Origin of the sequence: Avibacterium sp. 20-129, from assembly GCF_026226845.1 — a bacterium.
Taxonomy (GTDB): Bacteria; Pseudomonadota; Gammaproteobacteria; order Enterobacterales; family Pasteurellaceae; genus Avibacterium.
Genome location: NZ_JAKKOE010000001.1, coordinates 825206 through 838252, shown reverse-complemented (window position 1 = coordinate 838252; position 13047 = coordinate 825206). Strand labels below are relative to the sequence as shown.

Sequence of the window (13047 nt, the reverse complement as noted above, 5' to 3'; positions counted from 1 at the left end):
CAACTAAATATTTTATAGGTTATCAATATGAATGATGCTAAGAAAGTTTTTGATGAAGGATTAAATTTTTATAAAAATAAAAATTTAGAAGCTGCAATAAAGGCTTGGTCAAGTATCACTCGTGAAGATGATAAGAAAGTTTATGCAGTGAGTCGTTTTAATTTAGGTTCTTTATATAAAGAAACTAATAAAAAAGATGAAGCAATAAAGGCTTGGTCAAGTATCACTCGTGAAGATGATAAGAAAGTTTATGCAATGAGTCGTTTTAATTTAGGTGATTTATATGAAGAAACTAATAAAAAAGATGAAGCAATAAAGGCTTGGTCAAGTATCACTCGTGAAGATGATAAGGAAGCTTATGCGAAGAGCCGTTTTAATTTAGGTAATTTATATAAAAATAATAATGAGGATAAAAAAGCGATAGCGACTTGGTCAAGTATAAATCTTGACGATGATAATCGAATTTATACCAAAAGTCAGTTTTTTCTTGGGAAACTGTATCAAGAAAATAAGGAAGATAAAGAAGCAAAAGAATGTTATAAAAATGTAATTAAACTTGGGAATAGTGCGTTTATTTATCAAGCTAATATACTTTTAAGAGTTCTAGAAATAAGTTCTAGTAATAATCAAGAGGAACTTAAAGACTTATTTGAAAAAATAGATTCGATACTTCAAAATTTGTTTGTATATCCAAATAGTGGGTTAGCAGATTGTTCAGAAGTTGCTCATTATACTCGTGCTTCGACAGCACTTCTTTTATTGGAAAGAGATAAGGAAAAAGTTAGTTATTTTCGATTAAATTCAATTAGAGGAGTAAATGATCCAAAAGAAGGAATGGTACTATATGAATATTTAAATTTAGATAATCTTAGTGGGCAGCGAGAGTTTATTTCTTTTATTAGCTGTTTTACTTTTAATCATGATAGCCTTAATCAGTTTAGGCTTTATGGTAAAGAAAATAATAGAGAAGCATCAGGCGTTAGTTTGGTTTTTAATGTGAATAAATTTTTTAGCTCTGAATATTTAGATAGATTTTCATCTTTTTTAACATTGAATAAGAATTTAGAAGCTAGAAATGATATTCCTGAAGAAAATAAGTTACTTCTTTATCGTTGTATTTATATTGATCCTAAAAGTAATTATCTATCTATTGCTAAAAGAAGTAAGATTACTTTCTTTAGGCAGTATAAGGATGGGCGAAATGAATGGAAAAAATATAAAATTGCTTTAAAAAATATAGAAGATAAGGTAAGGGAAGAATTTGAATCAATTAAGGAAACTGTGAAAGAAATTGATGCTAGTGATGATATAGTTAAAGGCTTATTACATGATATATTAATGCCTCTACAGTATTTAGTTAAGCATTATGCTTTTGAAGAAGAACAAGAGTGTAGAATGGTAAACATACGTTCTTTAACAAAAGATCCGAGAATAAACGTTGATGAACAGTTTAATTCTATGTATATAGAATATCCTATTAGCGTTAGAGATGCCGTGGAAAAAGTTTATCTTTCTATTGGTGCTAGAGATAAAGAACATTTTTTCATTAGAAAATTAGGCGATCATAGCAAAGTTGTCCTTTCAGAAAACCCATTCAGACAAAAGTAAACAGTGAAAAATTCCCAAAAATCCCACAGCACTTTGTTTTTTGGATTTTCTGTATTCTCTAAAATTTTTGCGATCTTGATCGCAAAAAAGTGCGGTGGTTTTTTCTTTTATTTTTCTGTTGGCTAAAATAGCGTTCAGGTTAGGCTGAAATTGCTAGATTAATCAAACATAACTCTGTACAATCGCAACTCATTTTTTAAGCGGTAGAAATTTTCTTAATTTATAGCTTGCAAACTTATGCTGAAAAAGAAAAAAGTTTAGCTATATCAATGCCGTAATGTGTAACAACGAGGCTTTATGTTAGAACAGAATACAATTCAACAAGAAGGCAACCAGCTTTCAGCAGAACCTAAGAAGAAAATTAATTTAATGAATTTAACACGCCAACAAATGCGTGAATTTTTTCAAGAATTAGGGGAAAAACCGTTTCGTGCGGATCAATTAGTCAAATGGATTTACCATTTTGGTGAAGATAATTTTGACAATATGACGAATATTAACAAGAAGTTACGCGAAAAACTAAAAGCAGTAGCAGAAATTAAAGCACCAGAAGTAGCGGTAGAGCAACGTTCGGCAGACGGCACGATCAAATGGGCGATGCAAGTGGGTGATCAGCAGGTTGAAACCGTGTATATTCCCGAAGCTGATCGTGCGACCCTTTGTGTGTCTTCCCAAGTGGGCTGTGCGTTGGCTTGTACTTTTTGTTCCACTGCACAACAAGGGTTTAACCGCAATTTAACCGTGTCTGAAATTATCGGACAAGTGTGGCGTGCCTCAAAAATTATTGGCAATTTTGGGGTAACGGGTGTACGCCCTATCACGAATGTGGTGATGATGGGAATGGGCGAGCCTTTGCTCAATGTGGCAAATGTGGTACCAGCAATGGAAATTATGCTCGATGATTTTGCTTATGGCTTATCAAAACGCCGTGTAACCCTATCTACTTCTGGGGTTGTGCCTGCATTGGATAAATTAAGTGAAATGATTGATGTGGCATTAGCGATTTCTTTGCACGCGCCAAATGATGAATTACGTGATGAAATTGTGCCATTAAACAAAAAATATAATATCAAAACGCTAATTGATTCAGTGAATCGTTACTTATCGGTTTCTAATGCCAATCACGGTAAGGTTACCATTGAGTATGTGATGCTGGATCACGTTAATGACAGTGTAGAACACGCTCATCAGTTAGCGGAAGTATTAAAAAATACGCCTTGTAAGATCAATTTGATCCCTTGGAATCCGTTCCCTGAAGCACCTTATGCGAAAAGTTCTAACACACGTATTGATCGCTTCCAAAAAACCTTGATGGAATATGGCTTTACGGTGATTGTTCGCAAGACCCGTGGTGATGATATTGATGCCGCCTGTGGACAGTTAGCGGGGGACGTGATTGACCGTACTAAACGTACGGCACAGAAAAAGCGTTTTGGTGAACAAATCAACGCGGTGCAAGTACAATAAACAAAAATAATCAATCGTATCAGCAAAAAGGAGAGAAAAAATGAAAATACGTTATTGTCTGGTTACGCTTTTTTCTCTCTTGCTGTGTGCTTGCGTTTCCTCGCAGACAAACCAAGAGGATTTCGATAAGCAACAAGCCGCGAAAGCGAGGGTAGAGCTTGCGATTGGCTATTTAGAACAGCGAGAACTCCGCTTAGCCAAACAAAATCTAGATAAGGCTTTGGCTTATGCACCCAACGATTATTTAGTCCATTCTGCATTAGCCTATTTTTATCAATTACAAGGCGATACTGAGCGTGCGGAAAATGCCTATTTAAACGCCTTAAAATTAGAGGCTAAACAAGGCGATGTGTTGAATAATTATGCGGTCTTTCTATGTGAGCAAGGGCGTTTTGCGCAAGCCTATCAACAATTCCAACAAGCCTTAAATTCACCTAATTATTATCAACAAGCGGATACCTACGAAAATCTTGCCCTTTGTGCTTTGGCTGAAAAAAACAGCGCACTTTATCAGCAGTATCGGGACTTATTAGAAAAAGTTGCACCAACACGTGCCAATTCACTGCCCGCAAACGTAATCCAACACTAACGTTTTCTTTTCAAATTGTGAAAATTGAAGGCATTTTCCCTTGATGAGTTGAATAGGCTGATTTTCTTTGTTAATTCGTCAGAAATTCATTGATTAATGGTTGCAAAACCGAGATGACAACTTTAAACTTTAGCTTTTGAATTTTAACGCTGAGTGCCTTGATTTTCGCATTTTGCTAAAGTGTCGCGCTGAGTGAAATCCTACAATTAAATTTTAAGAGAATTCCTTATGGCAACCTCAAATGAGAACCAAGAAACCATTCAACAAAGTTTAGGTGAACATTTTCGCCAAGCGCGAGAAGCATTAAATTTATCGTTAGATGATGTCTCTAAACAACTCAATTTACGCCCTTCAATTTTACAACGTTTGGAAAATAATGAGTTTACACATAGCTCTATTTCAGCAACTTACATCAAAGGCTATATCCGCAATTATGCAAAATATTTACGTTTACCTGAAAGTCTTTGGTCATCCGTGGTAAATTCCCTTGAGGAAACAACAAAAAATGATTTAACTCGTGGTGTGCGTGCGACTCAAGCAGTGAATGAATATTCTTCACATAATCGTTGGATCGGATGGGTATCAGCGGTTGTGGTTATCGCTTTATTAGCTGTAACGGCACTTTGGTGGTGGGAAAACTATCAAAAATCGAATGCAGAACGTGATGATTTAGTGCAAAACTATGTGGAAACACAGCAAGAAAACAGTACGCAAAATAGTGCAACTTCACAAGAAAACGTGATTGCGCTTACACCTAAAGCGATTGATGCTGAAAAAACAGCGCAAAATTCTACCGCACTTTCTCAACCTGTTACGGTAGAGCAAATTGCGCCAGTGGAAGAAAATAACACAAATGCAAAAGCGAGCGTAGAAAATGCGCAGCCACAGGTGGCAGCAGTTCAATCTGTGAGTGCAGAAAATACTTATCGCCAAGTGCAATCTGAAACTTCAGCGCAGCTATTACAATCAGAAATGAATAAAATTAATGCGGGTGAAAATCGCAGTACAATGGAAAGTGCGGTGGAAAATCCCGCTGTTTCTATACCAACTAGTGATGCTGTACTGCGTATTGAAATTACGGGTGCGAGCTGTTGGGTTCGGGTACGTGATGCCAATCGCAAGGTGCTAGCTGAAAAACTTTACAAACAAGGTGAAGTGTTGAATTTTGATCAAAATACCGCTTATGATCTGACAATTGGCGCACCAAGCAACGTAAAAATTACTTATAAAGGCGCGGTTTATCCGCTTAAAGTGGATGGTCGTGTCGCTAAATTCAAATTGCAATAAGCAAAGAGATTACAATGTCGTCATTTAAACCGAATATTAAACGTCGTCAATCGACAAAAATTTATGTGGGTAATGTGCCAGTAGGGGGCGATGCGCCGATTGCTGTGCAGTCTATGACTAATACGCGCACCACAGATGTAGAGGCTACGGTAGCACAAATCAAAGCGCTTGAACGTGTAGGCGCAGATATCGTGCGTGTTTCTGTGCCAACAATGGATGCAGCCGAAGCCTTCAAATTGATTAAGCAACAAGTGAATGTGCCATTAGTGGCGGATATTCACTTTGATTATCGTATCGCCTTAAAAGTAGCAGAATATGGCGTGGATTGTTTGCGTATTAACCCGGGTAATATTGGACGCGAAGATCGTATTCGTGCGGTAGTGGATTGTGCGAAAGATAAAAATATTCCAATTCGTATCGGGGTGAACGCAGGCTCATTAGAACGTGATATTCAAGAGAAATTTGGCGAGCCTACGCCTGAAGCCTTGCTTGAAAGTGCGTTACGTCACGTTGAGATTCTAGATCGTCTGAATTTTGATCAGTTTAAAGTAAGTGTTAAGGCGTCAGATGTCTTCCTTGCCGTGGAAAGCTATCGCTTATTAGCAAAAGCCATCAAGCAACCATTACATTTAGGGATCACTGAAGCGGGGGGCGCCAGAGCTGGCGCAGTAAAATCAGCAGTAGGATTGGGAATGCTCTTGGCGGAAGGCATTGGTGATACGTTGCGCGTTTCTTTAGCCGCTGATCCAGTAGAGGAAATTAAAGTGGGATTTGATATTTTGAAGTCCCTACGTATTCGTTCACGTGGTATTAATTTTATTGCTTGCCCAACCTGTTCCCGTCAAGAATTTGACGTTATTGGCACAGTAAATGCCCTTGAACAACGCCTTGAAGATATTATTACGCCAATGGATGTGTCTATTATTGGCTGTGTGGTTAATGGACCGGGAGAGGCACTTGTGTCTGATTTGGGCGTAACTGGTGGTAATAAGAAAAGCGGTTATTATGTTGATGGTGAACGCCAAAAAGAACGTTTTGATAACGAAGATTTAATTAACCAATTAGAAGCAAAGATCCGTGCCAAAGTTGCACAGCAAGATCCCAAAAATCGAATTATTTAAGGAAAATATTGTGGCAAAAACAATTCAAGCAATTCGCGGAATGAATGATTGCTCCCCAACGGAAAGCCCTTTGTGGCAATGGGTGGAAAGTAAAGTACGCAACGTTCTACAAAGTTATGGATATTCTGAAGTACGTATGCCGATTGTGGAAAGTACGCCACTTTTCGCGCGTGCAATTGGCGAAGTAACCGATGTTGTTTCAAAAGAAATGTACACTTTTTGGGATAATGATGAACAGCTTACGCTTCGTCCTGAAGGAACGGCTGGTTGTGTACGTGCAGCCATAGAACACGGCTGGATTTATAATAACGAACAACGTTTGTGGTATATGGGGCCAATGTTCCGCCACGAACGTCCACAAAAAGGGCGTTATCGTCAGTTTCACCAAGCTGGGGTAGAAATATTTGGTATTGCTAACCCTGAAATTGATGCCGAATTAATTTTACTCACTGCGCGTTTATGGAAAGAATTAGGTATCGAACAGCACGTCAGCTTACAGCTTAATTCCATTGGCTCGTTAGAAGCGCGCAAAAATTATCGTTCTGCTTTGGTTGAATTTTTGCAACAACATATTGATTTATTAAGTGATGAAGAAAAAGAGCGGCTAGAAAAAAATCCATTGCGGATTTTGGACAGCAAAAATCAAGCGCTGCAAGAGGTGCTTAATGGCGCACCAAAATTACTCGATTATTTAGATGAAGAAAGCCGTGTACATTTTGCTCAGCTTTGTACTTTGCTAGATCAAATGGACATTGCTTATGAGGTTAATCCAAAATTAGTACGAGGTTTGGATTATTACAACAAAACCGTGTTTGAATGGGTAACGAACGCACTGGGAGCGCAAGGCACAGTATGTGGTGGTGGTCGTTATGATGGTTTAGTTGAACAGCTTGGCGGACACGCAACAACGGGGGTTGGTTTTGCAATGGGCTTAGAACGCTTAGTGCTATTAGTGCAGGAGGTGAATCATCAAATTGCATTACCAAGAGCGGTGGATATTTATATGGTTTACTCTGGGGAAGGCACAACCTTACCCGCGTTTCAATTAGCTGAAAAATTGCGTGAAAATTTACCGCACTTACGTATTATGACCCATTGCAGTGGGGGGAATTTTAAAAAGCAATTTAAGCGTGCTGATAAAGTCGGTGCAAACTTTGCCCTTGTGATTGGTGAAACTGAGGCAGCAGCTCAGCAAGTTGTGGTGAAAGATCTGCTTGCGGGAACTCAGCAAGTCTTATCATTAGATAATGTCGTAGATTATTTACAAAAAGCATTTTAATAAGGAAACATTATGGCTTATACCATTGAAGAAGAACAAGAACTGAATGAAATAAAAAATTGGTGGAAAGAAAATGGCAAATTGGTTGTGGCTATTTTTGTACTAACGCTCGCTGGAGTTTTTGGCTGGCGTTATTGGCAATCTCATCAAATTGCGCAAAATCAACAACGTTCAGTGCAATATGAACAACTTGCCAGTCAATTCCAAGCAGATAAAGTAAACGTGGATAGCGTAGAACAATTTGCACAAAGTAATGATAAAACAGCTTATGCCGTGTTTGCTTTATTGGATGCAGCAAATGTTTCTGTGCAAAAACAGGATTATGCTCAAGCAGAAAATTTATTAAAACAAGCGGTAACTAATGCCAATGATGACATTTTGCGTTCTGTGAGTGCATTACGTTTAGCGGCAGTACAATTCCAACAACAGCAATTCGATAATGCGTTGGCCTCGCTTGATCTCATTAAAGGAGAGGCGTGGAACAGCGCAGCTTTCTTATTAAAAGGGGATATTCAACTCGCTAAAGGCGATAAACAAAACGCCAAAGCCAGTTTTGAACAAGGGCTAAAAAACGCCAGCCCAGTGGAAACAGATTTAATCCAAGTGCGGTTAAATAATCTCTAATTTTTTCAAGGCTTGCCAAGTGCAAGCCTTTTTCTTATAGCTAACTTTTGCCAAATATTAAAAGTGTATGTAATGTGTATGGAATCAACACAATAGAACGATGCAAAAAAGAAAAATATTCCCTATATATAGCCATTTCAAATAGAAATAATACGCTCTTGCCAGCTCCTTATGTATTACTTGTACACCGAGGTTATTGTTGCCTTGTGTTATTTTCATTTTAAACGACTATAATGAATGAGTAGTCTGATGGCTAAAGTGATAAATAAGCCATTATTAGTGGATGAGCAGTATTTAGCGTTCTTTAGTGATACTTAATGTTCATAGGATTGTGGGAAAGCTGAAAATCCACATCAGTTAGATGTGGATTATGGTCTTGGTGCAGAGGAAAAAGAAAAGTCGTATATAAAGGGCAAACTTTATATTTTAACTTACTCTTCCATATATCCTAGACTACGCAATGCTCTTTCATCATCAGCCCAGCCGGATTTTACTTTTACCCAAAGTTCTAGATGCACTTTGTTGTCAAATAAACGTTCCATATCAGCACGCGCTTCTGTGCCAATGACTTTGATTTTTTGTCCCTTATTTCCAATCACCATTTTTTTCTGACCTTCTCGCTCAACGAGGATGAGTCCATTGATTTCATAAGTGCCGCGTTCATTTGTTTTGAATTGTTCAATTTCTACCGTAACCGAATAAGGGAGTTCTTCGCCCATAAAACGCATTAATTTTTCACGAATGATTTCTGATGCCATAAAGCGTTGCGAGCGGTCGGTAACGTAATCTTCAGGGAAGTGATGAACCCCTTGACGTAATGATTGGCGTACAATTTTCTCTAGTTCTTGTACGTTATTGCCACGTTGTGCAGAAATAGGAATAATGGCTTTAAAGTCAAATTTTTGGCTGATTTCTGTGATGAAAGGCAATAAGGCTTCTTTATCTTTGATGTTGTCAATTTTGTTTATCGCTAACACCACGGGTGCTTTGGCTCGGCGAAGTTTATTCAATACCATTTCATCATCGTCGTTCCAGTGCGTGCCATCTACCACAAAGATAATTAAATCCACATCGCCAATTGCACTGCTTGCTGCTCGGTTCATTAAGCGGTTAATTGCACGTTTTTCTTCAATATGTAATCCGGGGGTATCAACATAGATAGCTTGATAAGCGCCTTCAGTGTGAATTCCCACAATACGATGACGTGTTGTTTGTGCTTTTCTTGAAGTAATGGAAATCTTTTGCCCTAAGATTTTATTTAATAAGGTTGATTTTCCAACATTTGGGCGCCCTACGATAGCAATAAATCCACAATAAGTGGGATGTTCGTACTGATGTTCTGTTATTTGTGTCATTTTATATCCAATATTTTTAAGATTTGTTGCGCGGCGGCTTGTTCGGCTTTGCGACGGCTAGAACCAACGCCAATAAAAGTGCGGTCAATTTTTTTTACGTTTTCCACACGGCATTCAACGGTGAAAGTTTGATTATGTGCTTCACCTCTGATATTGACGACATTGTAGCTAGGAAGTGGCAGATGATCTGCTTGCAAATATTCTTGTAAACGAGTTTTCGGATCTTTCTGATTTTCCCCCGGCTTAATCTCGCGTAATAACCGTTGATACCATAAGCGTGTTACTTCGGTACTTGTGGCAAGATCGCGATCGAGTGAAATTGCGCCAATAATCGCTTCCATACAATCAGCAAGGATAGAGGCTCGACGAAAACCGCCGCTTTTTAACTCGCCAGAGCCTAATAGCATATACTCGCCTAATTCAAATTCTTTGGCGAGTTGAGCCAACGTTGGTTCGCGCACAAGGGTTGCACGCATACGTGTGAGTTCGCCTTCATTGCATTGAGGAAATTGTTGATATAAAGCATTGGCGATAGTGTAGTTCAAAATTGCATCACCTAAAAATTCCAAGCGTTCATTATGGTTTTTTGCGGCACTTCGGTGAGTCAGTGCTTGTTTGAGCCAATTGATATCTTGGAATTGATAGCCGATGTTACGCTGTAAGCGATCTAAGTTTTTTGTCATTGTGTTGATTATTCAATTTTTTATTTAATTGTGCTAAACATTCTGTCAAAACGCAGACCCGTTGGCCATTCGCCTTGTTTTTTATCAAGGCTTAACCAAATATATTTTGCTTTGCCTACAATATTTTTTTCTGGCACAAAACCCCAAAAACGGCTGTCTGCACTGTGATTACGGTTATCTCCCATTACAAAATATTCGCCTTGTGGCACAACCCATTCTGTAATGTAATTTTGTTGCTTGTCATAGCCTTGATATAAATAAGTCGCATTCGGTGGCTGTGGATCCCAATGAATTTGATGTGTAACATCGCCTGTTTCGGTTACTTTCAATGGGTGCATATCGCTATATATCGGTTTACCTTGACGGTCTTGCCCAATAATAATGTTGAAATCTGTATCGGGCTGCGGTTCGTTATAGGTAAATTCTTTTGTTACGCAATTTTCTGTACATTCTTTGCCATCTTTGCCATAAGTAATTGTGATGTGGCGATCGACTTCATTATATTTAATGCGATCCCCAGGAATGCCAACAATGCGTTTAATGTAATCTACGCTCGGCTCTGGCGGGGCTTTAAACACGATAATATCACCACGTTGCGGTTTGCCTGTTTCAATCAAGGTGTTTTGAAAAACAGGATCTTTAATACCGTAAGCATATTTTTCTACCAGTAGAAAATCGCCAACTCGTAAAGTCGGCTCCATAGAACCCGATGGAATTTGGAATGGCTCAAATAAGAAAGAGCGTAAAATTAAGACAAATGCGAGTACTGGAAAAAGTGAAGCTAAAAATTCACCGCCTTCTGAAATCGGTTCAATGCTGGCTTTTTCTTCCTCAGTTAAAGGTTTTCCACTACGTTGCTCTGCACGGGTAATTTGGCGGAGACGTTTTGGCAAAACAGCAAAACGGTAATAGCACCATAAGATCCCGCAAACTGCAGTGAATAAAATAAGTACAATGGTGAACGTATTCGGTAAGGCTAAATGTTCTAAATATCGCCAAATACCATAACCGACTGCGACAAGTAGCACAAAAAATAAATTTGATTTTGACATAATGCTTCCTTATTAGTCTTTACCAACGTGTAAGATAGCTAAAAATGCTTCTTGTGGCACTTCAACGTTACCTAAAGACTTCATTCGTTTTTTACCTTCTTTTTGTTTCTGCAACAATTTTTTCTTACGACTGACATCGCCACCGTAACATTTAGCTAGGACGTTTTTACGTAATTGTTTCACCGTTGAACGTGCGATAATGTGGTTACCAATAGCCGCTTGAATGGCAATATCAAATTGCTGACGTGGAATGAGTTCACGCATTTTTTCAACCAATTCACGACCACGATAAGGGGCGTTATCTTTGTGTACAATTAACGCAAGGGCATCAACACGCTCACCATTGATCATAATATCCACACGTACCATTTCTGAGGCTTGGAAACGTTTGAAACCATAATCTAATGATGCATAGCCACGAGACGTAGATTTAAGACGATCAAAGAAATCAAGCACCACTTCTCCCATTGGGATTTCATAAGTCAGCGCTACTTGGTTGCCGTGATAGACCATATTGGTCTGCACACCTCGTTTTTCAACACAGAGCGTGATGACATTACCTAAATAAGTTTGTGGCAAGAGCATATTACATTCTGCAATCGGCTCACGAATTTCACTAATATTATTAAGTGGTGGCAATTTTGATGGACTGTCCACATAAATCACTTCACCATTGGTTTGCAACACTTCATACACTACTGTTGGGGCAGTGGTAATTAAATCAAGATTATATTCACGTTCTAAACGCTCTTGAATAATTTCCATATGCAATAAGCCTAAGAATCCGCAACGGAAACCAAAGCCCAGAGCGGTAGAATTTTCTGGCTCATAGAATAGAGAGGCATCATTTAGGCTCAATTTGCCTAAGGCATCACGGAATGCTTCATAATCATCTGAACTAATTGGGAATAAGCCCGCATAAACCTGCGGTTTGACTTTTTTAAAGCCCGGTAACGCGGTGCTTGCTGGATTATTATGTAGGGTTAAGGTATCCCCTACTGGCGCGCCTAAAATATCTTTAATCGCACACACAACCCAACCAACTTCACCACAATTTAATACTTGAGTATCCACTTGTTTCGGGGTGAAAATGCCTAAGCGATCTACATTGTAAGATTGTCCTGTGGACATCACTTTAATCTTATCGCCTTTGCGTAAAGTACCGTTTTTAATACGTACAAGAGAAACCACGCCAAGGTAATTATCGAACCAAGAATCAATAATTAAGGCTTGTAGTGGGGCATTAGGGTCGCCTTCAGGTGCGGGGATTTTTTTTACGATTTCTTCTAGTACATCTTCAATGCCTTGCCCGGTTTTGGCAGAACAACGTACCGCATCCAGCGCATCAATACCAACAATATCTTCAATCTCTTCCGCAACACGCTCTGGCTCAGCCGCAGGCAAGTCAATCTTATTGAGAATTGGTACGACTTCCAAATCCATTTCAATGGCGGTATAACAGTTTGCCAAGGTTTGGGCTTCCACGCCTTGTCCCGCATCAACCACTAACAATGCCCCTTCACAAGCCGCAAGAGAACGCGATACCTCGTAAGAAAAATCCACGTGTCCCGGCGTATCAATAAAATTCAGCTGATAGGTTTCGCCATCTTTCGCTTTATAATTGAGCGTGACGCTTTGCGCTTTAATGGTGATCCCACGCTCACGCTCTAAATCCATTGAATCTAACACTTGCTCTGCCATTTCACGGTCAGACAGCCCCCCACAGGTCTGAATTAAACGATCTGAAAGGGTTGATTTCCCGTGGTCAATATGCGCAATGATTGAAAAGTTACGAATGTTTTTCATATTATTCTAAATAAACTAAACTCTAAAATTTGACAAAATTTAACTGGTCGATTGTACCTGAATATCGGTTTTTACGCTATATAAAAGGGAAAGTATTTGTGCGTTTAGAAGAGTTGTTAAAGAAAGCACCAATGTTATTGTTTAATGAAATTTATTTTTTTGTTTTAAATAAAAAA

General features: G+C 38.8%; 11 protein-coding genes. 7 read left to right on the top strand and 4 right to left on the bottom strand.

The annotated features are described in order from the left end of the window. The first annotated feature begins 27 nt into the window (after positions 1-27). From L5B90_RS03905 to L5B90_RS03875, 7 genes are all read left to right on the top strand, one after another. On the top strand, positions 28-1608 hold the full coding sequence (locus L5B90_RS03905) for a tetratricopeptide repeat protein (RefSeq protein ID WP_250364218.1): 1581 nt from the start codon (positions 28-30) through the stop codon (positions 1606-1608). Between the two features lie 297 nt (positions 1609-1905). Next, entirely contained in the window at positions 1906-3075 is a 1170-nt protein-coding gene (locus tag L5B90_RS03900) for a bifunctional tRNA (adenosine(37)-C2)-methyltransferase TrmG/ribosomal RNA large subunit methyltransferase RlmN (RefSeq protein ID WP_250364219.1), read from the top strand. 40 nt (positions 3076-3115) lie between these two features. Continuing rightward, positions 3116-3664: a type IV pilus biogenesis/stability protein PilW gene (pilW, locus tag L5B90_RS03895; protein ID WP_250364220.1), complete on the top strand. Its 549-nt coding sequence runs from the start codon at positions 3116-3118 to the stop codon at positions 3662-3664. A gap of 228 nt (positions 3665-3892) precedes the next feature. Beyond that, complete coding sequence (locus tag L5B90_RS03890; RefSeq protein ID WP_250350767.1) at positions 3893-4951, top strand: RodZ domain-containing protein; 1059 nt, start codon at positions 3893-3895, stop codon at positions 4949-4951. Between the two features lie 14 nt (positions 4952-4965). Further along, complete coding sequence (gene ispG, locus L5B90_RS03885) at positions 4966-6072, top strand: flavodoxin-dependent (E)-4-hydroxy-3-methylbut-2-enyl-diphosphate synthase (RefSeq protein WP_250350766.1); 1107 nt, start codon at positions 4966-4968, stop codon at positions 6070-6072. A gap of 10 nt (positions 6073-6082) precedes the next feature. After that, the gene (hisS, locus tag L5B90_RS03880) at positions 6083-7351 is read left to right on the top strand and encodes a histidine--tRNA ligase (protein WP_250364221.1); all 1269 of its coding nucleotides are present in this window, start codon (positions 6083-6085) and stop codon (positions 7349-7351) included. 12 nt (positions 7352-7363) lie between these two features. Beyond that, complete coding sequence (locus tag L5B90_RS03875) at positions 7364-7975, top strand: YfgM family protein (RefSeq protein ID WP_250364222.1); 612 nt, start codon at positions 7364-7366, stop codon at positions 7973-7975. A 431-nt stretch (positions 7976-8406) separates the two neighbouring features. Here the strand turns inward: L5B90_RS03875 and era are convergent, their stop codons facing one another. From era to lepA, 4 genes are read right to left on the bottom strand one after another with little or no spacing between them, the layout of a single operon-like run. Next, positions 8407-9330: a GTPase Era gene (era, locus tag L5B90_RS03870; protein ID WP_265762193.1), complete on the bottom strand. Its 924-nt coding sequence runs from the start codon at positions 9328-9330 to the stop codon at positions 8407-8409. After that, on the bottom strand, positions 9327-10013 hold the full coding sequence (rnc, locus tag L5B90_RS03865) for a ribonuclease III (RefSeq protein WP_250364223.1): 687 nt from the start codon (positions 10011-10013) through the stop codon (positions 9327-9329). The genes era and rnc overlap by 4 nt, the downstream gene beginning before the upstream one ends. Positions 10014-10033: 20 nt before the next feature. Next, on the bottom strand, positions 10034-11065 hold the full coding sequence (gene lepB, locus L5B90_RS03860) for a signal peptidase I (protein WP_250364224.1): 1032 nt from the start codon (positions 11063-11065) through the stop codon (positions 10034-10036). A gap of 12 nt (positions 11066-11077) precedes the next feature. Next, positions 11078-12871 carry a translation elongation factor 4 gene (gene lepA, locus L5B90_RS03855; protein WP_250350760.1) on the bottom strand — a complete coding sequence of 598 codons (1794 nt, stop codon included), beginning with the start codon at positions 12869-12871 and terminating at the stop codon, positions 11078-11080. Positions 12872-13047 lie beyond the last annotated feature (176 nt).

What these genes read in the sequence shown, in the direction of transcription:
- L5B90_RS03905 (WP_250364218.1), top strand. Translation starts at nt 28, where the DNA reads ATGAATGATGCTAAGAAAGTTTTTGATGAAGGATTAAATTTTTATAAA.
- L5B90_RS03900 (WP_250364219.1), top strand. Translation starts at nt 1,906, where the DNA reads ATGTTAGAACAGAATACAATTCAACAAGAAGGCAACCAGCTTTCAGCA.
- pilW (WP_250364220.1), top strand. Translation starts at nt 3,116, where the DNA reads ATGAAAATACGTTATTGTCTGGTTACGCTTTTTTCTCTCTTGCTGTGT.
- L5B90_RS03890 (WP_250350767.1), top strand. Translation starts at nt 3,893, where the DNA reads ATGGCAACCTCAAATGAGAACCAAGAAACCATTCAACAAAGTTTAGGT.
- ispG (WP_250350766.1), top strand. Translation starts at nt 4,966, where the DNA reads ATGTCGTCATTTAAACCGAATATTAAACGTCGTCAATCGACAAAAATT.
- L5B90_RS03875 (WP_250364222.1), top strand. Translation starts at nt 7,364, where the DNA reads ATGGCTTATACCATTGAAGAAGAACAAGAACTGAATGAAATAAAAAAT.
- era (WP_265762193.1), bottom strand. Translation starts at nt 9,330, where the DNA reads ATGACACAAATAACAGAACATCAGTACGAACATCCCACTTATTGTGGA.
- rnc (WP_250364223.1), bottom strand. Translation starts at nt 10,013, where the DNA reads ATGACAAAAAACTTAGATCGCTTACAGCGTAACATCGGCTATCAATTC.
- lepB (WP_250364224.1), bottom strand. Translation starts at nt 11,065, where the DNA reads ATGTCAAAATCAAATTTATTTTTTGTGCTACTTGTCGCAGTCGGTTAT.
- lepA (WP_250350760.1), bottom strand. Translation starts at nt 12,871, where the DNA reads ATGAAAAACATTCGTAACTTTTCAATCATTGCGCATATTGACCACGGG.